Source organism: Pseudomonas sp. B21-032 (assembly GCF_024748965.1).
GTDB lineage: Bacteria > Pseudomonadota > Gammaproteobacteria > Pseudomonadales > Pseudomonadaceae > Aquipseudomonas.
In genome coordinates this window covers 2,535,723-2,559,216 of the sequence record NZ_CP087180.1, presented here as the reverse complement: position 1 = coordinate 2,559,216, position 23,494 = coordinate 2,535,723, and the positions used below count along the sequence as shown (strand labels likewise).

The 23,494-nt window shown below is 64.6% G+C and carries 14 protein-coding genes; 10 read left to right on the top strand and 4 right to left on the bottom strand.

All coding sequences use genetic code 11. The features are described 5' to 3' along the window. The first annotated feature begins 1 nt into the window (after position 1). The 9 genes from LOY54_RS11840 to LOY54_RS11800 all read left to right on the top strand — a co-directional run bounded on the left by LOY54_RS11840 (position 2) and on the right by LOY54_RS11800 (position 13,693). Positions 2 to 454, top strand: a complete 453-nt coding sequence (locus tag LOY54_RS11840; RefSeq protein ID WP_258610482.1) for a DUF4440 domain-containing protein — start codon at positions 2 to 4, stop codon at positions 452 to 454. A 378-nt stretch (positions 455 to 832) separates the two neighbouring features. Then, entirely contained in the window at positions 833 to 2,392 is a 1,560-nt protein-coding gene (glgA, locus tag LOY54_RS11835; RefSeq protein WP_045198548.1) for a glycogen synthase GlgA, read from the top strand. Positions 2,393 to 2,408: 16 nt separating this feature from the next. Next, a complete protein-coding gene (gene treZ / locus LOY54_RS11830) occupies positions 2,409 to 4,187 on the top strand; it encodes a malto-oligosyltrehalose trehalohydrolase (protein ID WP_258610481.1) in 1,779 nt (592 codons plus the stop codon). Next, complete coding sequence (gene malQ / locus LOY54_RS11825) at positions 4,180 to 6,252, top strand: 4-alpha-glucanotransferase (RefSeq protein WP_258610480.1); 2,073 nt, start codon at positions 4,180 to 4,182, stop codon at positions 6,250 to 6,252. Before treZ ends, malQ begins: the two co-directional genes overlap by 8 nt. Further along, positions 6,249 to 9,014, top strand: coding sequence for a malto-oligosyltrehalose synthase (locus tag LOY54_RS11820; RefSeq protein ID WP_258610479.1), 2,766 nt, complete (start codon positions 6,249 to 6,251; stop codon positions 9,012 to 9,014). Before malQ ends, LOY54_RS11820 begins: the two co-directional genes overlap by 4 nt. A gap of 18 nt (positions 9,015 to 9,032) precedes the next feature. Next, the gene (locus tag LOY54_RS11815) at positions 9,033 to 9,284 is read left to right on the top strand and encodes a DUF2934 domain-containing protein (protein ID WP_045198538.1); all 252 of its coding nucleotides are present in this window, start codon (positions 9,033 to 9,035) and stop codon (positions 9,282 to 9,284) included. A gap of 113 nt (positions 9,285 to 9,397) precedes the next feature. Continuing rightward, positions 9,398 to 11,554 carry a glycogen debranching protein GlgX gene (gene glgX, locus LOY54_RS11810; RefSeq protein ID WP_258610478.1) on the top strand — a complete coding sequence of 719 codons (2,157 nt, stop codon included), beginning with the start codon at positions 9,398 to 9,400 and terminating at the stop codon, positions 11,552 to 11,554. Then, positions 11,544 to 12,311, top strand: a complete 768-nt coding sequence (locus LOY54_RS11805) for an endonuclease/exonuclease/phosphatase family protein (protein WP_093383713.1) — start codon at positions 11,544 to 11,546, stop codon at positions 12,309 to 12,311. The genes glgX and LOY54_RS11805 overlap by 11 nt, the downstream gene beginning before the upstream one ends. Positions 12,312 to 12,622: 311 nt before the next feature. Further along, a complete protein-coding gene (locus LOY54_RS11800) occupies positions 12,623 to 13,693 on the top strand; it encodes an autotransporter outer membrane beta-barrel domain-containing protein (RefSeq protein WP_045198531.1) in 1,071 nt (356 codons plus the stop codon). A 15-nt stretch (positions 13,694 to 13,708) separates the two neighbouring features. Here the strand turns inward: LOY54_RS11800 and glgB are convergent, their stop codons facing one another. Genes glgB through LOY54_RS11785 form a run of 3 tightly spaced genes read right to left on the bottom strand, consistent with a single transcriptional unit; the run spans position 13,709 to position 21,269 of the window. Further along, positions 13,709 to 15,919 carry a 1,4-alpha-glucan branching protein GlgB gene (gene glgB, locus LOY54_RS11795; RefSeq protein ID WP_258610477.1) on the bottom strand — a complete coding sequence of 737 codons (2,211 nt, stop codon included), beginning with the start codon at positions 15,917 to 15,919 and terminating at the stop codon, positions 13,709 to 13,711. Next, positions 15,920 to 19,231 (bottom strand): maltose alpha-D-glucosyltransferase, encoded by a 3,312-nt coding sequence (treS, locus tag LOY54_RS11790; protein WP_258610476.1) that lies wholly within the window; start codon positions 19,229 to 19,231, stop codon positions 15,920 to 15,922. 13 nt (positions 19,232 to 19,244) lie between these two features. Continuing rightward, on the bottom strand, positions 19,245 to 21,269 hold the full coding sequence (locus tag LOY54_RS11785; protein ID WP_258610475.1) for an alpha-1,4-glucan--maltose-1-phosphate maltosyltransferase: 2,025 nt from the start codon (positions 21,267 to 21,269) through the stop codon (positions 19,245 to 19,247). Between the two features lie 140 nt (positions 21,270 to 21,409). On the opposite strand from LOY54_RS11785, the gene LOY54_RS11780 reads away from it, so the two are divergent. Then, positions 21,410 to 21,571 (top strand): hypothetical protein, encoded by a 162-nt coding sequence (locus LOY54_RS11780; protein WP_177329165.1) that lies wholly within the window; start codon positions 21,410 to 21,412, stop codon positions 21,569 to 21,571. Positions 21,572 to 21,629: 58 nt separating this feature from the next. Here the strand turns inward: LOY54_RS11780 and LOY54_RS11775 are convergent, their stop codons facing one another. Next, on the bottom strand, positions 21,630 to 23,303 hold the full coding sequence (locus tag LOY54_RS11775; RefSeq protein WP_258610474.1) for an AMP-binding protein: 1,674 nt from the start codon (positions 23,301 to 23,303) through the stop codon (positions 21,630 to 21,632). Positions 23,304 to 23,494 lie beyond the last annotated feature (191 nt).

The following is a 23,494-nucleotide window of genomic DNA, read 5'->3' as shown; positions in this document are numbered from 1 at the left end:
CATGAAGTCACTGACACTGCTCGCGCCCCTGCTGGGGCTGTTGTCTTTACCCGCCTACGCCACCCCTGCCACCTGCGCCGCCACCAGCGAAGCACAGATCGTCGCCCAGTTCGAGCGCTGGAACCACAGCCTGCACAGCGGTGATCCGCGCCAGGTTGCTGCGTTGTATGCCGATGACGCCATCTTGCTGCCTACCCTGTCGCAACGCCCGCGGCTGACCCCTGCCGAGCGCATTCATTATTTCGAGTATTTCCTCGACAAGCAGCCCAGCGGGCGCCTGGACAGCCAGCATGTCGAGCTTGGCTGCAACAACGCCTCGCTGTCCGGCCTGTACACCTTCACCTTCGCCAAGGGTGGAGAAAGCGTGGCTGCGCGCTATACCTTCAATTACCGCTGGGATGGCCAGCAGTGGCTGATCAGCAGCCATCACTCCTCGCTGCTGCCACGCGGCTGAATCGCCACCGCAACCTGCAGCGAAATGGCTGCAGGTTTTTCTCCGAGCAAAAGTGACCAGCGGGTCACATTCTTCACGAATTCTCTCCTACACTCGGTATTCGGCCAGACATCGCCCGGAAAACTCGACTGAAAATAGTCGAAACTTCTGCAATCGCGGTAGGTCAGGAACTAAGTAGGCCATCGATTCCGCTTCAACGGACGCGGCCCACCCACCCCATATCGTCACCACGCCGTCGGCAGGACGCCGGCTTGCGTAGCGCTTGTGCGCTTGGCTGCGGGGCATGGAAGGCAAGGCAATACCACTCACAGAGAACAGTATCGGTAGACAAACAACAACGGGCGCCCACGCCCGCACAACATAGGGACGGAGAGAAGTATGATCAGTGCCGCTGTCGAACCTCATGTAGAGCAATTCACCCCGGATTCGCGTGAACCGCTTGCAGCGGATTTCACGCCGACAGCCAAGGCACTGGGTGCTGACCCCAGACATTCTTCACATAAACGCAAAGTGTTGTTCGTCACCTCGGAAATCGCCGACCTGGTCAAGACCGGCGGCCTGGGCGATGTCTCGGCGGCGCTGCCACGGGCCATGCGTCACCTGCACGATGTGCGGGTGCTGATCCCCGGTTACCCGCAGGTGCTGGAAAGCGACAACCCGATCCACCTGGTCGGCGAGCTGGGCGGCCACGCGGCCTTGCCGCCCTGCAAGATCGGGCGCATGGACCTGGCCGATGGCCTGGTCATCTATGTGTTGATCTGCCCCGAGCTGTACCAGCGCGAAGGCACGCCCTACGGTGCCAACAACGGTCGCGACTGGCCCGACAATCACATCCGCTTTGCCCGCCTGGGCCTGGCCGCGGCAGAAATCGCCGCCGGTGAAGGCATGGTCCACTGGAAGCCCGACCTGGTCCATGCCCACGACTGGCCGGCCGGCCTGGCCCCGGCCTACATGCACTGGCGCGGCCTGCAGACGCCGACCCTGTTCACCATCCACAACCTGGCCTACCAGGGCGTGGTCAGCCGCGCCTGCTGCCCGGAACTGGCGATCCCCGACCATGCCCTGCAACAGGAAGGCATGGAGTTTTACGGCAAGCTGTCGTTCCTCAAGGCCGGCCTTGCCTACTCCAGCCACATCACCACGGTCAGCGCCACCTATGCCCGGGAAATCACCACGCCCTCGTTCGGTTGCGGGCTGGATGGCTTTCTCGCCAGCAAGGCCCAGCAAGGCCTGCTCAGCGGTATTCCCAACGGCATCGACGAGAGCTGGGACTCGGCCAGCGACCCGCACCTGGATCACCCCTTCAGCCTCAACGACTGGCACGGCAAGGCCGCCAACAGCCGCCAGGTGCGTGAGCTGTTCGGCCTGCAACCTTCGAACGGGCCACTGTTCGCAGTGGTTTCGCGCCTGGTCTACCAGAAAGGCCTGGACCTGACCCTGGGGGTGGCCGAATACATCGTCCGCCAGGGCGGCCAGATCGCGATCATCGGCCGTGGCGAACCGGAAGAAGAACAGGCCATGCGCGAACTTGCCCTGCGCCATCCCGGGCAGATCGGCGTGCGCATCGGCTTCAACGAAACCGATGCCCGGCGCATGTTCGCCGGCAGCGACTTCCTGCTCATGCCGTCGCGCTACGAGCCCTGTGGCCTGAGCCAGATGTACGCCCAGCGCTTTGGCTCGCTGCCGGTGGCGCGCAACACCGGGGGCCTGGCCGACACCATCGAGAATGGCGTTACCGGTTTTCTGTTCGATGAATCGACCGTCGACAGCTACCGCGAAGCGCTGGGCCGGGCGTTCTACGTGTACAGCAAGAAGAACCTGCTCAATGCCATGCGCTGCCTGGCCATGACCCAACCGTTCAACTGGTGCCAGGCCGTCGAGCCTTATGCCCGTCTTTATCAGGAGCTGGTCGAAAACGCCCGAGCAACCCCACGCTGAAGCGGAGATGGCAGGTATGCCCTTGAGGTCACAGGAACACGCGACCCACGGGGCCGTGATGCTGGACAGCAACAGCGCCCGGTTTGCCCTGTGGGCACCGGACGCACAGCAGGTGGAGGTTGAATTCGACGCCGGTGCGCGCCAGCCCTTGCAGGCCCAGGCCGACGGTTGGTTCGTCGGCCAGCTGCCGTGCAAGGCCGGTGACCGCTACCGCTACCGGATCGACGCCACGCTCACGGTGGCCGACCCGGCGTCGCGCTATCAACCCGACGGCGTGCACGGCCCCAGCCAGTTGCTGAACCCCGCAGCCTACCGCTGGCAGTACCCCGACTGGCGCGGGCGCCCCTGGCCTGAGGCGGTCATCTACGAGCTGCATGTCGGCCTGTGCGGCGGCTATGCCGGGGTGATCGAGCGCTTGCCGGCCCTGGCCGAGCTGGGCATTACCGCCATTGAGCTGATGCCGCTCGGGCAGTTCCCCGGCGAGCGCAACTGGGGCTACGACGGCGTCCTGCCGTTCGCCCCGCAGCACAGTTATGGCAGCCCCGAGCAACTGCGCGAACTGATCGACCAGGCCCACGGCCATGGCCTGATGGTGCTGGTGGATGTGGTCTACAACCACTTCGGCCCGGACGGCAATTACCTCGGCCACTACGCCAGTGGCTTTTTTCGCCAGGATCGCCAGACCCCGTGGGGCGCGGCGATTGATTTTCGCCGCCGCCAGGTGCGCGACTTTTTTATCGAGAACACCCTGATGTGGCTGCAGGAGTACCGCGTCGACGGTCTGCGCCTGGACGCCGTGCACGCCATCGACGACCCGGATTTTCTTGCCGAACTGGCGCGCCGGGTGCGCAGCGAGATCACCCCGGGGCGTCAGGTATGGCTGACCCTTGAGAACGAACACAACCAGGCGCACCTGCTTGAACAGGGCTTCGATGCGCAGTGGAACGACGACGGTCACAACGCCCTGCACGTGCTGCTCACCGGCGAGCAGGAGGCGTACTACGCCGACTACAGCGAGTCGACCATCGAAAAACTCGCGCGCTGCCTGAGCCAGGGCTTCGTCTTCCAGGGTCAGCCCGACCGCAACGGCCGTCCCCGCGGCGAGCCCAGCGGGCATTTGCCCCCCACGGCCTTCGTGCTGTTCCTGCAGAACCACGACCAGATCGGCAACCGCGCGTTCGGCGAGCGCCTTAACCAACTGTGCCCGCCCCAGGCCTTGCGCGCAGCCACTACCCTGTTGCTGCTGGCGCCGATGATTCCGCTGCTGTTCATGGGCGATGAATGGGGCTGCGAGCAACCTTTTGTGTTTTTCACCGATCACCACGATGAACTGGCCGATGCCGTACGCGAAGGCCGGCGCGCCGAGTTTGCCGGTTTTGCCGACTTCGCCGATGCCGTCACCCGCTCGCGGATTCCCGACCCCAATGCCCTTGACACCTTCGACGCTTCGCGGCCGCGGCCAACACACTCAAGCCAACAGCCATGGTTGCAGTTGTACCGGCAATTACTGGCCCTGCGCGCCCGCCACATCGTCCCCAACCTGCCCGGCATCCATGCCCTCGGCGCCCGGGTGCTGGGGCCGCAGGCCTTGACGGTGCGCTGGCAGCTCGAACGCGGCGGCGAGCTGCGTATTGACCTCAACCTTGGCCCTACCGCGCAAGTGGCCGACCTGCCGGCCAACGCTGCACGCCTGTTCAGCTGTAGCGAAAGCTGCATCGGCAACACGCAATTGCCGCCCTACACCACCCTGGTCAGCCTGCTGCCGACCACTCCAGCGGAGCCTGCCCATGACTGACCCACGCTTGCAGCAACTGGCCGAACTGGCGGGCCTGGCGGTGGACTGGATCGACGCCAACGGCCGCGCCCAGCGGGTCAGTGACCCGGCGCTGCAGCGAGTGCTGGCCGGCCTTGGCCACCCGGCCGACAGCGTTGAGGCGATCGAAGCCAGTATCCAGGCGCTGCTGCGCGCCCACGATGCTCGCCACCTGCCGCCGCTGTTGACGGTTGACCACGGCCTCCCCCTGCAGCTGTCCGGCTATTTTCCGCCAGCGATGGACTGCCAGGTGCTGCTTGAAGATGGCAGCGAACAACCGTTGCAACTGGATGATCAGGCCAGGCTCCCCGCCGGCTTGCCAATCGGCTATCACCAGGTGCAGATCGACCGCCAGCAGTTCACCCTGGCCGTGGCGCCAACCCGCTGCTACAGCATTGCCGATGCGCTGGGCACGCCGACGCCGCGTTGCTGGGGCCTGAGCGCCCAGTTGTACAGCCTGCGTCGCCCTGAAGACGGCGGCTATGGTGATTGCCTGGCCCTCGAGGCGCTGGTGCGCAGCGCCGCCGAACGCGGCGCCGATGCCCTGGCGATCAGCCCGCTGCACGCCATGTTCGCCAGCGACAGCCAGCGCTACAGCCCGTACTCGCCCTCCAGCCGGCTGTTTCTCAACAGCCTGTATGCAAGCCCGGCGGCGCTGCTTGGGGACCGTGCGGTGCGCATGGCCATTGAAGCCTGCCAGTTGCACGGGCCGCTGGAGCAGCTTGAACAACTGCCGCTGATCGACTGGCCGCAGGCCGCATCGTTTCGCCAGCGTTTGCTGCGTGCGCTGTACCGCGACTTTATCGCCACCGAGCACCCGTTGTTCGCCGACTTCGACAGCTATCGCCAGCACGCCGGCCCCGCCCTGGAACGCCACTGCCGCTTCGAGGTACTGCTGGAGCACGCGCTCAAGCGCGACATCGGCCAGGATTGGCGCGACTGGCCCGCTGCCTGGCACGACCCGCACAGCCCCGAGGTGAGTGCCTTCGCCCGCCAGCACAGCGAGGAGGTGGCGTTTCACGCCTTCTGTCAGTGGTTGATCGAACGCAGCCTGCAACGTGCCCAGGATGCGGCGCGCAGCCATGGCATGGGCATTGGCCTGATCGCCGACCTGGCGGTGGGTGCCAACGGCGCCGGCAGCCAGGCTTGGAGCCGTCAGGACGAGCTGCTGGCCGGCCTCAATGTCGGCGCGCCGCCGGATATTCTCAACCGCGCCGGGCAGAACTGGGGCATCTGCGCCTTCTCGCCCGAAGGCCTGCGACGCAACGGCTACCGGGCGTTCATCGAGATGCTGCGGGCCAACTTTGCCCATGCCGGGGGCCTGCGCATCGACCATGTCATGGGTTTGCAACGGCTGTGGCTGATCCCCCAGGGTGCCACCCCGGCCGAAGGAGCCTACCTGCACTACCCGCTCGATGATCTGCTGCGCCTGCTCAGCCTTGAGTCAGTGCGCCACCAGGCCATCGTGCTGGGTGAAGACCTCGGCACCGTGCCCGAGGGGCTGCGCGAAAAGCTCGCCGCGCGGGCCATCCTCGGCATGCGCGTACTGCTGTTCGAGCAAGACCCGCCCGGCCATTTCAAGCCCATCCTCGACTGGCCCGACAACGCCTTGGCCACCACCAGCACCCATGACCTGCCGCCGCTGGCCGGCTGGCTGCAGGCCCGTGATATCGACTGGAACCTGCGCCTGAGCCTGATCGACGGCATCACCGAGCGGCACTGGCGCGACAGCCGCCAACACGAGCGCCAGGGCCTGCGGCGCACTCTTGAACAGAACTACGGCCAGGCCCTGGCCGAGAGCGACGCGCTGATCGATGCCAGCATTCGCTACCTTGGCCATACCCGCGCGCCGCTGGTGCTGGTACCGCTGGAAGACCTGCTGGGTGTCGATGAGCAACCCAACCTGCCCGGCACCATCGACAGCCACCCCAACTGGCGCCGGCGCTTTGCCCTGGCGGCCAGCGTGCTGCTTGACGACGCGGATGCGGCGCGGCGCCTGGAGCTGCTGGCGCAGGCCCGCGAACAAGCCTGGGAGCGTGACCGATGAAAGCCCTGACCGCGACCCTGCGCCTGCAGTTTCATGTCGACTTCGGCCTCGACCAGGCGGCGGCGCTGGTGCCCTACTTCGCCCGCTTAGGCATCAGCCACCTGTACGCCTCGCCGCTGCTGCGCGCGCGCCCCGGCTCGCGCCATGGCTACGATGTGGTCGACCCCGGGCAGGTCAGCCCGCATCTGGGCGGCGAAGCTGCGCTAGAGCGCCTGGTGGCAGCGCTGCGCCTGCACGGTATGGGCCTGATCCTTGATATGGTTTCCAACCATATGGCGGTCGGCAGCGACAACCCCTGGTGGCAGGACCTGCTGGCCTGGGGCCGGCGCAGCCGCTATGCCGAGTTCTTCGACATCCAGTGGCACTCGCCCGACCCGCTGCTTGAAGGTCAGTTGCTGCTGCCGTTTCTGGCCGGTGACTACGGCGCTATGCTGCAAGGCGCCGACATCCCGCTGCGCTTCGACGCTGCAACCGGCCAGTTGCATATCCAGCACCACGAGCACCGCTTTCCGATCTGCCCGGCCGACTATGGCCTGGTGCTCGCCGAAGGTGGCGCAGCCCTGCAGACACTGGCCAGCCGCTTCAATGCCTTGCGCAGCGCTGACGATGCGCCGGCGCAGGCCAGGCCGCTGCTGGCCGAACTGGCGGCGCTGGCCCGCCAACAGCCCCTGGACGATGTGCTCGGCGCCTTCGACAGCCGCAGCCCCGAAGGTTTCAAGCGCCTGCACGCGCTGCTCGAACGTCAGTCCTACCGCCTGGCCAGCTGGCGCACCGCTGGCGACGATATCAACTGGCGGCGCTTTTTCGACGTCAACGAGCTGGGCGGCCTGCGGGTCGAACGCGCGGCAGTGTTCGAGGCCACCCACAGCAAGGTCTTCGAGCTGATCGGCCGCGGCCTGGTCGACGGCCTGCGCATCGACCACATCGACGGCCTGGCCGATCCGCGCGGCTACTGCCGCAAGCTGCGCCGGCGGGTCGACGGGCTCTTGGCCCAGCGCCCACTGGAGGCAGCGCTGGAGCACTTTCCGATCTATGTCGAGAAGATCCTCGGCGCCGACGAGCAGCTGCACCGCGACTGGCAGGTCGACGGCAGCACCGGCTACGAGTTCATGAACCAGGTCTCGCTGCTGCAGCATGATCCAGACGGCGAAGCAGAGTTGGCGGCGCTATGGAGCGCGCTAAGCGAACGCCCGGACTTCAGCGAGGAAGTGCGCCTGGCCCGCCAGCAAATCCTCAATGGCAGCCTGGCCGGCGATTTCGAGTCGGTGGCCCAGGCGCTGTTGCAAGTGGCCCGCGACGACCTGATGAGCCGCGACCTGACCTTGGGCGCCATTCGCCGGGCGTTGCAGGCGCTGATCGAGCACTACCCGGTGTACCGCACCTACATCAATGCCTGCGGGCGCCCGGCAGAAGATGAAGCGTATTTCCAGCAAGCCATGCGGGGTGCCCGCCAGTGCCTGAGCGAGGCTGACTGGCCGGTGCTCGACTACCTGCAGCGCTGGCTCGGCGGCGAGCCCTGGCGGCGCTTGCCGCCGGGCCGGCCGCGCAAGCACCTGCGCCACGCCTGCGTGCGCTTTCAGCAACTGACCTCGCCCACCGCCGCCAAGGCCGTGGAAGACACGGCCTTCTACCGCTCGGCACTGTTACTGTCGCGTAACGACGTAGGTTTTGATGCCGAACGTTTCAGCGCCCCGGTCGAGGACTTTCACCAACATTGCCTCACGCGCCTTGAGCAGTTCCCGGACAACCTGCTGGCCACCGCCACCCACGACCACAAGCGCGGCGAAGACAGCCGTGCGCGCCTGGCAGTGCTCAGCGAACGCAGCAGCTGGTTTGCCAGCCGGGTCGAACACTGGCGCGAGCTGGCCAGCCCCTTGCGCAGCACCCTGGCCGACGGCGAAGCGCCAGGTGCAGGCGATGAGCTGCTGCTGTACCAGACCCTGCTCGGCAGCTGGCCACTGGACCTTGATGAGAACAATCCGCTGGCGCTTGAGGCCTATGCCGAGCGCCTGCGCCAATGGCAGCGCAAAGCCCTGCGTGAAGCCAAGTTGCGCAGCAGCTGGAGCGCCCCGAACGAGGCCTATGAACAGGCCTGCCTGGATTTCATCGACACCCTGCTGCTGGAGCGCGCCAGCCAGCAGTTGCGTCATTCCCTGGCCGAGGCGGCGCAGGCGATCGCCTGCCCGGGCGCCCTCAACAGCCTGGTGCAGTGCCTGCTGCGCATGACCGTGCCCGGGGTGCCCGATCTGTACCAGGGCAACGAGTTCTGGGACTTCAGCCTGGTCGACCCGGACAACCGCCGCGCGGTGGACTTTGCCGGTCGGCGCCAGGCCCTGGCGGATGGCACCACAACGGCGCAGTTGCTCCAGGACTGGCGCAGCGGCCGGGTCAAACAGGCGCTGATCAACCAGGTGCTGGAGTGGCGCCAGCAGTCCCCGCAGCTGTTCCTGCGCGGTCAGTACCTGCCGATCGAAGTGCGCGGCAGACACGCCGGGCGGGTCCTGGCGTTTGCCCGGGTGAGCGCTGAACAGCGCGCCGTGGTGGTGGTGCCGCGCCTGGCCTGCAGCTTGCTTGGCCAATCACCGCTACCGCTGATCCCGGCACAGAACTGGGACGATACCCGGCTGGTTTTGCCGTTTGCCTTGTCGCCTGGCAATTGCTCGGGACTTTTTGCCACAGGCGCAGTCACAGCCTCAAAGGAGCTGTGGCTGAGCACTGCACTCAAGGAGTTTCCGGTCAATCTGTTCGTTGAACATCGTTAAGTCCTCAGGAGCGTAGAGATGAGTGTCGAAGAAAAACGTATCCGTGAATTCGCCTATCAGATCTGGGAGTCGGAAGGTAAGCCCGAAGGCCAGGAAGAGCGGCACTGGGCGATGGCGCGCAAGCTTGCCGAAGCCGAAGCGCTGGCGCCCAAGGTAACGCCGCGCAAACCGGCCAAGGCGCCGCCGGCCAGTAGCGCCAAGGCCAAGCCGGCAAGCACTGCGCCAGCGCCGAAAAAACCCAGGGCAAGCAAAAAGCCACCGACTGCATGAACCTGATCGCCGGGCAAGCCCGCCCCTACACAGCCTGTGGGAGCGGCGGTGCGACGCCTCGACTTGCCCCGCGATAACCCCTGTGCCAACCCCCGGTCTGATCAAGGATCTCCATGAGCAAGCCAAAGCCTACCGCCGAAGTTCACCTCGAATCCTCGCGCATCCGCGAGGGCCTGCCCTTCCCGCTGGGCGCCAGCTGGGATGGGCTGGGGGTCAATTTTGCCCTGTTCTCGGCCAACGCCACCAAGGTTGAACTGTGCCTGTTCGATGCCAGCGGCGAGGTCGAGCTCGAACGCATCGAGCTGCCGGAGTACACCGACGAGATCTTCCACGGCTACCTGCCCGATGCCCATCCCGGGCAGATCTACGGCTACCGCGTACACGGCCCGTACGATCCGGAAAACGGCCACCGCTTCAACCCCAACAAACTGCTGATCGACCCCTACGCCAAGCAACTGGTCGGCAGCCTGAAATGGTCCGAGGCGCTGTTCGGTTACACCATCGGCCACCCCGACGGCGACCTTAGCTTTGATGAGCGCGACAGTGCGCCGTTCGTGCCCAAGTGCAAGGTCATCGACCCGGCCTACACCTGGGGCCGCGACCAGCGCGTGGGCATTCCCTGGGAGCGCACCATCCTCTATGAGGCCCACGTGCGCGGTATCAGCATGCGCCACCCGGCGGTGCCAGAGGCCAATCGCGGCACCTTTGCCGGGCTGATGTGCGACGAACTGCTGGGGCATATCAAGCAGCTTGGGGTGAGCTCGATCGAGTTGCTGCCGATCCATGCCTTCGTCAACGACCAGCATCTGCTGCAAAAGGGCCTGAACAACTATTGGGGCTACAACAGCATCGCCTTTTTTGCCCCGCACCCGCGCTACCTGGCCAACGGCAAGATCGCCGAGTTCAAGGAGATGGTCGCGCACCTGCATGACGCCGGCCTGGAGGTGATTCTCGACGTGGTCTACAACCACACCGCCGAAGGCAACGAGCTGGGCCCGACCCTGTCGATGCGCGGCATCGACAATTCCTCCTACTACCGGCTGATGCCCGATGACAAGCGCTTCTATATCAACGACTCGGGCACCGGCAACACCCTCGACCTCAGCCACCCCTGCGTCTTGCAACTGGTCACCGACTCGTTGCGCTACTGGGCCGGCGAGATGCACGTCGACGGTTTTCGCTTCGACCTGGCGACCATTCTCGGCCGCTACCACGAGGGCTTCGACGAGCGTCACAGCTTTCTCGTTGCCTGCCGCCAGGACCCGCTGCTCAGCCAGGTCAAGCTGATTGCCGAGCCCTGGGACTGCGGCCCCGGTGGCTACCAGGTGGGCAATTTCGCCCCCGGCTGGGCAGAATGGAACGACCGTTTTCGCGATACCGTGCGGGCTTTCTGGAAAGGCGACGAAGGCCAGCTGGCCGACTTCGCCGCGCGCATGACCGCCTCCGGCGAGCTGTTCAACCGCCGCGGGCGCAGGCCCTACGCCTCGGTCAACTTCATCACCGCCCATGACGGCTTCACCCTGCGCGACCTGGTGTCGTACAACGACAAGCACAACGAGGACAACGACGAAGGCAACCAGGACGGCAGCAACAACAACCTGTCATGGAACCACGGCGTCGAAGGCCCCACCGACGACCCCGAGATCAAGGCCCTGCGCCTGCGCCAGATGCGCAATTTCTTCGCCACCCTGCTGCTGGCCCAGGGTACGCCGATGATCGTCGCCGGCGACGAGTTCAGCCGCACCCAGCACGGCAACAACAATGCCTACTGCCAGGACAGCGAGATCGGCTGGATCAACTGGGAGCTGGACGAGGATGGCGCGGCGTTGCTCAAGTTCGTCAAGCGCCTGACCAAGCTGCGCCTGGCCTACCCGGTGCTGCGCCGTTCGCGTTTTCTGGTCGGTGACTACAATGAGGCGATCGGGGTCAAGGACGTCACCTGGCTGGCGCCGGACGCCAGCGAGATGAGCGTCGAGCAATGGCAGGACGCCCACGGGCGCTGCCTGGGCATGCTGATGGATGGCCGCGCCCAGGTCAGCGGTATTCTGCGCCCCGGCGCCGATGCCACCTTGCTGCTGATCGTCAACGCCCACCACGATACCGTGGCCTTTACCTTGCCCGAGGTGCCGGAAGGCGAATACTGGAACTGCCTGATCGACACCGACCGGCCGCAACTGCGCAAAGGCGAGCATCATGACTTTGGCAGCGAGTTTCAGGTCAGTGGCCGCTCGTTGCTGTTGCTGGAGCTGTTCCGTGACGATGATGTCTGAAAACCAGGCGGCCGCGGTCAAGCGCCTGCGGGTACTGACCGTCAATACCCACAAGGGCTTTACCGCCTTCAACCGGCGCTTCATCCTCCCCGAACTGCGCGAAGCGGTGCGCAGCACCCGCGCCGATATCGTCTTTCTCCAGGAAGTGCTCGGCTCCCACGACCGCCATGCCGCCCGTTACGCCGGCTGGCCGCAGACCTCGCAGTACGAGTTTCTCGCCGACAGCATGTGGAGCGATTTCGCCTACGGGCGCAATGCCGTGTACCCGGACGGCCATCACGGCAACGCGCTGTTGTCCAAGTACCCGATCATCGAACACCGCAACCTGGATGTCTCGATCACCGGCCCCGAGCGCCGCGGCCTGCTGCACTGCGTGCTGGATGTGCCCGGGCAGCGCGAGGTGCATGCCATTTGCGTGCACCTGTCACTGCTCGAAAGCCACCGGCAACAGCAGCTGCAACTGCTGCGCAAGCTGCTCGACTCGCTGCCTGGCGATGCCCCGGTGATCATCGCCGGCGACTTCAACGACTGGAAACTGCGCGGCAACCGCACCCTCAACCTGCACCGCGACCTGCACGAAGCCTTCGAGCGTCATCACGGCCTGCTTGCCCGCACCTATCCGGCGCGCTTGCCGCTGCTGCGCCTGGACCGCATCTACCTGCGCAACGCCCACAGCCATGCCCCGCAAATTCTCGGCAACAAACCCTGGAGCCACCTCTCCGATCACCTGCCATTGGCCGTGGAAGTGCAGCTTTAGCAATCATTCGGCATAGCCGCACCGCTGGAAAGAGCGGTTGCGGCTATAGGATGTAAATTTTTGTTTAATTTCAGCTAATTGCCACTACCAATAGCTTGACAACGGTTATTTCACGCTTTCTTGACGCCCGCCCCGTCCTCTCCTTAGCTACAAGTAATGCAGCAACTGCAGATTCCATTCCGAGCCTCTAGCGCGCGCTTTTCAGCGCGCGGCAGGGACCGGTTTGCTGGTTTGGGTCGCCCTCTGGTTTTGCTTTACAGCCCGTGACATCAGGCCAGAACCCTGGCTTATAAAAACAGAGGAGAACCGCCATGAAAAAAACTCCGAATCCTGCGGGCTTTGAGTATGTTTTCTATGCGGTTTCCACGTCGCTGCTACTGGCAACCCCGTTGGAAACCCATGCATTGGGCCTGGAGGATAACGACCCGTTCAACAACCTGGTGCAGGCCCAACCTGTACTTTCGCTCAACCCGGTCAGCGCCAGCGGCCTGGGCCTGAGCACCCTCGGTGCGTTTTCCGAGCGCCTGGCCGAACGCCATGCGCCAGCACCGAACGACAGCATCGCCAGCCAGTGGGCGCAGTTTTTCCCGACTGCAGTGCGCACCTCAAGCCCAGAGGCCGACAACCTCGCCACGCCAAACCAGAGCCTGCAGATCAGCCCGGACCTGTTCGTTCGTGAAACCGGCGGCGGCAATACTCACCGCGCCGGTTTCTTTGTCGGCCACAGCAACCTGCAAAGCGGTTTCGACGGCCTGCGCAAACCCCAGGTCGGCAACAAAGAGAGCGTGCTCAACCTCGACGGGCAAAGCCTGGGTGTGTACTGGAGCATGACCCACGACCAGGGCTGGCACCTGGATGCGGTGGCCATGGGCACGCGCTTTGATATCAATGGCCGCAGCGAGAGCGGCCAGCGCCTGGATGGCAACGGCCATGCACTGACCCTCTCGGTCGAGGGCGGCTACCCGATCAGCCTGGGCAACAACTGGACCCTGGAACCGCAAGCACAGTTGATCAACCAGCAGTACTTTCCCGGCAGCCAGACCCAGACCGACACCCAGCAAGCCTTTGACCAGCAGCCCAACTGGACCGGCCGGGTCGGTGCCAAACTGTCGGCGCGCTACAACGTGCGCGGCATGCCGATCGAGCCGTTCGTGCGCACCAACGTCTGGTACGACTTCTCCAATGCCGACACCGTGAGCCTGGACAAGGTCGACAAGATCAGCAGCGGGCGCAACTCCGCCACCGTCGAACTGGGCTTGGGCCTGGTGGCGCGGGTCACGCCGAAAGTGGCGCTGTTTGTCAGCGCCGACTACAGCAGCGATGTCGATGACAATGACCTCAACGGCCTGATCGGCAACCTCGGTGTCAGGGTGCGCTGGTGATGCGAGCGCTGGCCATCACTGCGGCCGCAGGATCAACACCCCCAGCGGCGGCAGGTTGAGCCGCAACGACAGCGGCTGGCCATGGCTGGGCTGGGCCTGGCTGGCCACCTCGCCAAGGTTGCCGTAGTTGGAGCCGGCATAGCCCTCGGCGTCGCTGTTGAACACCTCGGCCCAGCGCTCGCCAAACGGCACGCCGATGCGATAGCCCTCGCGCGGCACCGGGGTGAAGTTGGCCACCACCAGCAACGGCTCGCCGTTCACGCTCCAGCGCAGCCAGGCATACACACTGTTGTGCGCGTCATCGCCGATCAACCATTGAAAGCCTTGCGGCACGCAGTCCTGTTCGTGCAGCGCACGCTCGTCGCGGTACAAACGGTTGAGGTCGCTGACCAGCCGTTGCACACCCAGATGCTCGGGGTACTTGAGCAGGTACCAGTCCAGTTCGCTGTCGTGGTTCCACTCGCGCCACTGGCCGAACTCACAGCCCATGAACAACAGTTTTTTGCCCGGATGGGTCCACATGAAGGTCAGGTAGGCGCGCAGGTTGGCGAATTTCTGCCAGCGGTCGCCGGGCATCTTGTCGATCAGCGAATGTTTGCCGTGCACCACCTCGTCGTGGGAGATCGGCAGGATGAAATGCTCGGAGTAGGCATAAATCAGGCCGAAGCTCATTTCGTTGTGGTGATAGGTGCGGTGGATCGGGTCGTTCTGGATGTAATGCAGGGTGTCGTGCATCCAGCCCATGTTCCACTTGTAGGCAAAGCCCAGGCCGCCCTGCTGGGTCGGCTGGCTGACGCCTGGCCAGGCCGTGGACTCTTCGGCAATCACCAGGGCGCCGGGGGCCTCCAGGGCCACCACGTCGTTGAGGTGACGCAAAAAGTCGATGGCTTCGAGGTTCTCGCGCCCGCCATGGCGATTCGGCACCCACTCGCCGGCCTTGCGCGAGTAGTCGCGGTAGAGCATCGAGGCCACGGCATCGACGCGCAGGCCGTCGATATGAAAATGCTTGAGCCAGTGCAGCGCCGAGGCCAGCATGAAGCCGTGCACTTCGGTGCGCCCAAGGTTGTAGATCAGCGTGTCCCAGTCCTGGTGGAAGCCCTCCAGCGGGTTGTCGTACTCGTACAGCGCGGTGCCGTCGAAGCGCGCCAGGCCGTGGGTGTCGGTGGGGAAATGCGCCGGCACCCAGTCGAGGATCACGCCGATCTGCGCCTGGTGGCAGGCGTCGATGAAGGCGGCAAAGTCTTCGGCACTGCCGTAGCGCGCGGTCGGCGCGAACATCGACAGTGGCTGGTAACCCCAGGAGCCGCCAAACGGATGCTCCATGATCGGCATCAGCTCGATATGGGTAAAGCCCAGCTGCTGGATATAGGGCACCAGGCGCTCGGCCAGCTCGCGCCAGTTGTAAAAGCGTGCCACTTCGCCATTGTCGTCCAGCTCGCATTGCCAGGAGCCGGCATGCAGTTCGTAGATTGACAGCGGCGCGTTGCTGGCCTGGCGTTCACCGCGCTGCTGCATCCAGTCCTGGTCTTGCCAGTCATGGGCCAGAGGGCCGGCGACCCTTGAGGCGGTGCTCGGCGGTAATTCGGTGGCGCGGGCCAGCGGGTCGGCCTTGAGCGGCAGGATGCCGTCGCGCCCGAGCACTTCGTATTTGTACGCTTCGCCGGCCCGCAGGCGCGGCACAAACAGTTCCCAGACCCCGGACGGATGGCGCAGGCGCATGGGGTGACGGCGACCGTCCCAGTTGTTGAAATCACCAACCACCGAGACCCGCCGGGCGTTCGGTGCCCACACCGAAAAGCGCACGCCATCGACGCCTTCGACATTCAGCGGTTGCGCGCCCATGGCCGCCGACAGGTCACGATGGTTGCCCTCGGCAAACAGGTACAGGTCCATGTCGCCGAGCAACGGCCCGAAGCTGTAGGGGTCTTCGGTGATCTGCTCGCCGCCGGCCCAGTTGATCTGCAACAGGTACGGCTGCGATTCGCGCAGATGAGTGATGAACAACCCCGGTACCGGGCCCTGCTCCAGCTCTGCCAGCACGCGACTGTCGTCACGGGCCAGCACCCGTACGTTCAGAGCGTTGGGCAGGTAGGCGCGGACAAACTGGCCACCGGCACCATCCGGGTGCGGACCGAGCACCGCGAACGGGTCGGTATGTTCGGCTCTTACCAGGGCATCGATATCGCGCTGCCCCAGTCCTCCTTCCTCGCGCTTGCGTTGCGTCATTTACTGCTCTCCCCAGGTACTGATCAGACCATGCAGGCCATGCAAAGGCACGGCCAGCCAATGCGGACGGTTCTCGGCTTCGTAGAGGATTTCGTAGGCGACTTTCTCGAGGCTGAACAACGCCAGCGCCGCCTGCTCGCCGTCAGCCTGCTGCCAGGCATGGGGCATGGCCGCGGTGGCCAGCCCATAGGCCTCGACAAAAGCATGCCGGGCCTGGTGCAGGTAACGGCGGGCGACGCGCTGACGCGCCTGACGGGCAGCCTCGCAAAGGTCGACAGCAGAAGCACTGCGCAGCACCATCGCTGCAGCATAGTCGAAGGAACGCAGTACGCCGCTGACATCCTTGTACGGGCTGTGCCTGGCCCGCCGCTCATCCAGCGGTCGCGCCGGTTCGCCTTCGAAATCGATCAGGTAGGCATCGCCCTGCACCACCAGCACCTGGCCCAGGTGCAAGTCGCCATGGACGCGCATCAACAGCCCGCCGACCGCCTGTTTGCTCAGTTCGGCTATGTGCTTGAGCAGGCTCTTGCGTTGCTGTTGCAGGTCGTCGACCAGGGCCTGGCTGGCGCTGTCGAGGCTGGCGCGATGTGCTTGCAGCAGGTCCAGGGCGCGGCTCAGCTGGGCGCTGATGTGCTTGTTCCAGGCCTGGCTGTCGCGGCTGCTGCTGGCCCGCGGCTGGAACGCCGGATCGGCGCTGGGCGCCGCCAGCAGCAGGTGCATCTCGCCCAGGCGCTGGCCGAGCAAGGCGGCAAAATCGGCCAGGTCCTGCAGGGCATCGGTGTGCACGTCCTGATCGTTGCTCGAAGGCTCCATCTCGTCGCGAATGGCCCGTTCGAGGTTGTTCTGGGTCCAGTCCCAGGCGTCGCCCTGGTTGCTCAGGTAGCCCTGGGCGATCATCAGCAGGTGCGGTTGCGCCTTAGCGTCGACGCGACTGACCCAGGCCAGCAGCGGCGAGATATTGGCAAAGCCTGCGGCCGTCAGGTAGGCGCTCATTTCCAGCTCGGGGTGCACCCCGGGGTTGACCCGGCGGATCAGCTTGAGTACCAGGCTGCCACCGACCACCACCGAACTGTTGGACTGCTCGGCGCTCAGGTAGCGCACTTGCGCATCGTCGCCCAGGTTCAATGCCGCCAGTTGTTCTGTGGCGGTAAAACGCAGCTCGCCCTCGCTGCACGGCAAGCGCAAGCCGTCCTTGCAGCCGGCCAATACCGCGCGCACGAAGCTCTCAAGCACGAAGCCATCGGTGATCAGCCCCACCTGGCGGCCGCGGCGCACCCGCGCCAGGGCCAGTTGCTGCGGCGCCGGGCTGTTGATGTTTTCTTCGCCGATCAGGCCGAACGGCAGTTGATAGCGGCTGCTCTGGCCGCCGCCCTGCACGTCGATCTCGCTGAGCAGCACCGGGCTGGTGGCGTCGCCAAAACGCACGCCGTAGGCGATCTGCACCTGTTCGATGCGGCTTTCCTTGCCGGCAAACCAGCGGCGTTTGGGCAGGTACTGGGGCAGGATGCTGTCTTGCAGGGTGGCCCGCGACGGCGCTTCAAGCAGCTCTTCCATGCGCTTTTTCAGCACCAGGGTGGTGAACTCCGGCAGGCTCTGGGCCGGCTCCATGTGCCAGCTGGGCATCTGGTCCTTGTCAGCGAGCAGGAACCAGTAAAAGCCGTAAGGCGGCAAGGTCAGCAGAAACGGCAACTGGCCGATCGGCGGGAAGGCACTGCCGCCGAGCATCTCCACCGGCACCTTGTCGGCGTACTGCTGCAGCTCAAGCTCAGCCGCCTGTGCGGCGCGCGAGACGTTGGCCACGCAGAGGATGATCTCGGTCTTGCCGTCGCTGCCGGTGTACTCGCGGATGTAGGCGAGAATCCGCCGGTTGCTCGGCGTGAGCATCTTCAGTGCGCCGCGGCCGAAGGCTTTTTGCTGCTTGCGCACCGCCAGCAGGCGGCGGTTCCAGTTCAATAGCGAATGCGGGTCGTGGGCCTGGGCCTCGACGTTGACCGACTGGAAACCGTACAGCGGGTCCATGATCGGCGGCAGCACCAGGCGCGCCGGGTCGGCGCGCGAAAACCCGCCATTGCGGTCGATCGACCACTGCATCGGCGTGCGTACGCCATCGCGGTCACCCAGGTAGATGTTGTCGCCCATGCCGATTTCGTCGCCGTAGTACAGGGTCGGCGTGCCGGGCATCGACAGCAGCAGGCTGCACAAAAGCTCGACCCGACGCCGGTCGCGCTGCAGCAATGGCGCCAGGCGCCGGCGAATGCCGAGGTTGATCCGCGCCCGGCGATCCTCGGCGTAGTAGTTCCACAAGTAGTCGCGCTCGCGGTCGGTGACCATCTCCAGGGTCAGCTCATCGTGGTTGCGCAAGAAGATCGCCCATTGGCAGTTGGCCGGGATCTCCGGGGTCTGACGCAGGATGTCGGTGATCGGAAAGCGGTCTTCCTGGGCCACGGCCATGTACATGCGCGGCATCAGCGGGAAGTGAAAAGCCATGTGGCATTCATCGCCCTGCCCTTCGCCAAAGTACAACTGGGTGTCTTCCGGCCACTGGTTGGCCTCGGCCAGGAGCATGCGGTCGGGGTAGTTGGCATCGATCTCGGCGCGGATCTTTTTCAGCACCTGGTGGGTTTCGGGCAGGTTCTCGTTGTTGGTGCCGTCGCGCTCGATCAGGTACGGGATGGCGTCCAGGCGCAGGCCGTCGACGCCCAGGTCGAGCCAGTAGCGCATGACCCCGAGCACCGCCTTGAGCACCTGCGGGTTGTCGAAATTGAGGTCCGGCTGGTGCGAGTAGAAGCGGTGCCAGAAGTATTGGCCGGCCACCGGGTCCCAGGTCCAGTTGGATTTCTCGGTGTCGAGGAAGATGATCCGCGTGCCGTCGTACTTCTGGTCGCTGTCGGACCACACGTAAAAGTCCCGGGCCTTGCTCCCCGGCTTGGCGCGCCGGGCTTTCTGGAACCACGGATGCTGGTCGGAGGTGTGGTTGATGACAAGTTCGGTTATCACCCGCAGGTCGCGCTTGTGCGCCTCGGCAATGAAGTGCTTGACGTCAGCCAGGGTGCCGTAGTCGGGGTGCACTGCCTTGTACTCGGCGATGTCGTAGCCATCATCGCGCCGTGGCGAAGGGTAGAACGGCAGCAGCCACAGGGTGTTGACCCCAAGCTCGGCGATGTAGTCGAGCTTGGCGATCAGGCCGGGGAAGTCACCGATGCCGTCGTTGTTGGAATCAAAGAAGGATTTGACGTGTACCTGGTAGATGATCGCGTCCTTGTACCACAACGGATCATCGATAAAGGCGGCTGGGCGGGCGCGCTTGGCCATGCTCGACTCCTTTCTAGTGGGCTTTTTCGATACGCCAGACAGCGAACGGCAGGTGCCAGGGCTCGATGCGCATCCATTGGGTCTTGCCATGCCAGGTCCAGCGATGGCCGCTCATCAGGTCTTCGCCGAAGGTGTCGGCATGGTCGTCCAGGCCCAGCTCCCACAACGGCAGTTCGAAGTGCGCCTCCTGGGCGTTGTGCGGGTCGAGGCTGACGGCGATGAGGATGAAGTTGTCGCGCTCGGCAGTGCGTTTGCCGAAGTACAGGATGTTGTCGTTCCAGGCGTTATAGAAAGCCACGCCCAGGTGGGTGTGCAAGGCCGGATTCTGCCGGCGGATACGGTTGAGCTGGGCGATTTCGGCGATGATATTGCCTGGCTGGCTGAAGTCGCGCGGGCGGATCTGGTACTTCTCCGAATCCAGGTATTCCTCCTTGCCTGGCACCGGCGTCGCCTCGCACAGCTCGAACCCTGAGTACATGCCCCACAGGCCCGAGCCCATGGCCGCCAGCGCGGCGCGAATAAGGAAGCCGGCGCGCCCCGATTCATGCAGAAAGTACGGGTTGATGTCCGGGGTATTGACGAAGAAGTTCGGCCGATAGCAGTAGCACCACGGCGGCTGGTTTAGCTCCTCGAAGTAGCTTTGCAGCTCGGCCTTGGTGTTGCGCCAGGTGAAGTAGCTGTAGCTCTGGGAATAACCGACCTTGCCCAGGCGCGCCATCATCGCAGGCTTGGTGAAGGCCTCGGCGAGGAAGATAACGTCCGGGTACTGGCTGCGCACATTGGCGATCAGCCAATGCCAGAACGGCAAGGGCTTGGTGTGCGGGTTGTCGACGCGAAAGGTCTTGACCCCCTCCTTGACCCAGCCCACCACAACATCGCGCAGCGCCAGCCACAGGGCCGGTACCGAATCGGCGGCATAGAAGTCGACGTTGACGATGTCCTGGTACTTTTTCGGTGGGTTCTCGGCGTAGCGGATGCTGCCGTCCGGGCGCCAGGAGAACCAGCCCGGGTGCTCCTTGAGCCAGGGGTGGTCCTGGGAACACTGGATGGCAAAATCCAGGGCGATTTCCAGGCCGTGCCTGGCGGCGGCGGCCACCAGCCGGCGAAAATCCTCGCGGCTGCCCAGTTGTGGGTGAATCGCCTCGTGCCCGCCCTCGGCGCCGCCAATCGCATAAGGGCTGCCGGGGTCACCGGGCTCGGCCTGCAAGGCATTGTTGCGGCCCTTGCGGTGGCGCACGCCGATCGGGTGGATGGGCGGGAAGTACAGCACGTCAAAGCCCATGTCGCGGATCATCGGCAAGCGTTGGTGCACGTCATTGAAGGTACCGTGCCGCTCGGGGTCGTCGGTGACCGAGCGCGGAAACAGCTCGTACCAACTGGCGAACCGGGCCTGGATGCGTTCGACATCCAGCGGGTATTCAGGGCTGCGGCTGAGGTAGGTACGGTGCTCGGCCTCGGCCATCAGAACGGCGGTGTCCGGGTGCAGCAGCAAGGCCACCTGCTCGTCGACGGGCAAACCGGGCAGGTGCTGGTACAGGGCCTGCAGCTGGTCACGCAGGGGGCCGTTGCTGCGACCGATATTGTGCTCGATCTGCAGCAGCCCCTCCTGCAGCTCCAGGGGCACCGCGACGCCTGCGTTGAATTTCTTCTCCAGGTCGTGGCAATAGGTGGCGAACGGGTCGATCCAGGCCTCGATGCTGAACAGGTGGCGGCCCTGCTCGCTGACGGTGAACTCGGCCTGCCACAGGTCATTGCCGGCAAACTGCATCGGCACGCAGTGCCAGCGCCGGCTGTGGGCCTGGCGCCAGTTGAGCATCACTGCCAGGGCGTCATGACCGTCGGCGTAAACCTTGCTGCTGACCTGCACCGGCTCAGCGACCACCGCCTTGACCGCAAACAGCCCGCCATCAAGCACCGGCACGGTGTTCTCGATCACGATCCGCGGTTCGAGCAAGGCCTGGGACAGGCTCAGGGCCTGGTCCGGGTGGTCGCTAGCCGCAGTCATACGGTCGGTTTCGAAGGGCTCATCGCGGGTCATCGAACGTTGCTCCGTTATGAAGTGGCGGTAAAGGTTCAGAGCGGGGGCGCGGCCCGGGGTTCAAAAAAAATGAGCGATTGGCCGGGCCCGGGGTCGAAACCCTGAGCATGCCATCCACAACCCCGTTGCGAGGTCAGGCCATGAACATTCCCATCCCGGCTGAAACGCCCGATCCGAATATCGACGACCCGACACTGCCACCGCCGGTGCCAGAGCAGGACCCTGATGAGGTGCCGGTGCAACCGACGGTGCCGCCCACCGTGGGCGACCCGCCGAGTAACGAGCCGCCGGTGAAAGCGTAGACATCGCGGGGCAAGCCCGCTCCTACAATATCTAGGAGCGGGCTTGCCCCGCGAAAAATCAGCGTTTGATCAGCTCTTCAATGCTGATCTCGCGCATCTTGAACTTCTGCACCTTGCCGGTCACCGTCATCGGAAACTCATCGACAAAGCGGAAGTAGCGCGGGGCCTTGAAGTGGGCAATGCGGCTCTTGCACCACTGTTGCAGTTCGATCTCGCTGGCGCTGTGGCCGGGGTGAAACTTGATCCAGGCGACGATCTCTTCGCCATAACGCTCATCGGGTATGCCGATCACCTGCACATCCGCCACCGCCGGGTGGGTAAAGAAGAACTCTTCCAGCTCGCGCGGATAGATGTTCTCACCGCCGCGAATGATCATGTCCTTGTTGCGCCCGGCGATGCACACATAGCCGGCCTCGTTCATGCTCGCCAGGTCCCCGGTGTGCATCCAGCCGGCCGGATCGATGGCTTCGCTGGTGGCCGCCGGGTTGCCCCAGTAACCGAGCATCACGCTGTAACCGCGGGTGCACAGCTCGCCGATCTGCCCGCGCGGCACAATGCAGCCCTGCTCATCGATGATCTTGCTTTCCAGCTGCGGCTGGGTCCGCCCTACCGTGGTCACGCGAAGTTCAAGGTCGTCATCGGCGCCGGTCTGCAACGACACCGGGCTGGTTTCGGTCATGCCGTAGGCGATCTGCACCTCGCTCATGTGCATCTCGCCGATCACCCGGCGCATCACCTCGATCGGGCAGGTGGCGCCGGCCATGATCCCGGTGCGCAGGGTCGACAGGTCCATCTCGCTACGTTGCGGGTGATCGAGCATGGCGATGAACATGGTCGGCACGCCATACAGGGCGGTGGCCTGCTCTTGTGCGACACAGCTTAACGTCAGCAGCGGGTCAAAGGCGTCGTTGGGGTAGATCATGGTGCTGCCATGGGTGACACAGCCGAGGTTGCCCATGACCATGCCGAAGCAGTGGTACAGCGGCACCGGGATCACCATGCGGTCGTGCTCGCTCAGGCCCAGGCTCTCGCCGACCATGTAGCCGTTGTTGAGGATGTTGTAGTGGCTGAGGGTCGCGCCCTTGGGGAAGCCGGTGGTGCCGGAGGTGTACTGGATGTTCACCGGTTGGTCGAACTGCAGGCTGTGCTGACGGGCCTGGAAGTCGGCCGGGTCGGTTTCGCTGGCCAGCCAGGCCAGACGCTCCCAGGGCAGAAAGCCTGCTGGCGGCTGGGCATCAAGGCTGATCAACCCGCGCAGCTGCGGCAGGCGTTCGCTGCGTAGCTGTCCTGGCGCTTGCTGGGCGAGGTTGGGCAGCAGCTCGCCAAGCATGGCGTGATAATCGCAAGTCTTGAAGGCACCGGCGCTGATCAGCCACTGGCAGCCCGACTGCTTGAGCACGTATTCAAGCTCGATGGTGCGATACGCCGGGTTGATGTTGACCAGGATCACGCCGATCTTGGCGCTGGCGAACTGGGCAATGCACCACTGCGCGCAATTGGGCGCCCAGATGCCTAAGCGATCGCCGGTTTTCAGCCCCAGCGCCATCAGCGCGCGGGCATGCAGGTCGACGCTGGCGGCCAGCGTCTGCCAGGTGTAGCGCTGCTGCTGATGTCGCACCACCAGCGCCTCGCGCTGGGCAAAGCGGGCGACCGTCTGGTCGAATGCCTGGCCGATGGTCATGGCCAGCAACGGCTTGTCCTGACGGCCCTGGGTATAGCTCGGTTGATTCATGGCGGTCCCTTTTTGTGGTTGTTCTGGGAGCTGATTCAAGCGCGACTTACTCTGGCGCATATTTACGTTAACGTAAAGGTCATGGCGAGATTGACAGCTAACGATGGCAGGTTTACGTTAACGTAAAGGTTACTGACAAACAGGGTTTGTGTTGTGAGGCTATCGCGGGGCAAGCCCGCTCCCACAAAGAA